Here is a 446-nt window from a genome sequence, read left to right as displayed (position 1 = left end):
TTGATGTAGAGATATGTAGACGCTCGGCAATGCTTTTCATCGAATCCTTTTCGACCAGTAATTGAGTAATTTTCCGTTGGATGTCAGTTGAAATCTGATGATTTTTCTTGACAATAGGCGTCTCTGATACTTGCACTTTTCGGCATTCTTTGCACTGAAATCTTCTTATCTTCAAGTATAGGGCAGTGGGCATTCCTTGACATTCTAATAGAGGGATTTTAGAAGGTTTTTGAAAGTCATACTTGATCATCTTCCCTTGGCAATGAGGACAAGTAGGCGGTTGATAGTCTAGAGTAGCGTTTAGTACAATACACTCTGGTCTTTTATAGTAAAAGGTAATTTTGATATTTTTGTCTGTAATTCCGAGTAATTCTGTGGTATTATGAATAAGTTCCATATGATTCTCCTAATGTTGGTTTCGTCGCTATTCATTATAGATCATGTGG

General features: G+C 36.8%; 1 protein-coding gene. It reads right to left on the bottom strand.

Going from position 1 to position 446, the window contains the following annotated elements:
- Positions 1–397, bottom strand: a 397-nt coding sequence (locus HZY94_RS01705; RefSeq protein ID WP_179924761.1) for a transposase family protein, incomplete at its 3' end; no start/stop codon positions are given.
- Between the last annotated feature and the right edge of the window lie 49 nt (positions 398–446).

Source organism: Streptococcus danieliae (assembly GCF_013415245.1).
Taxonomy (GTDB): Bacteria; Bacillota; Bacilli; order Lactobacillales; family Streptococcaceae; genus Streptococcus; species Streptococcus danieliae_A.
Note: the sequence above shows the minus strand (reverse complement) of the source record. Positions and strands in the feature narration are given on the sequence as shown.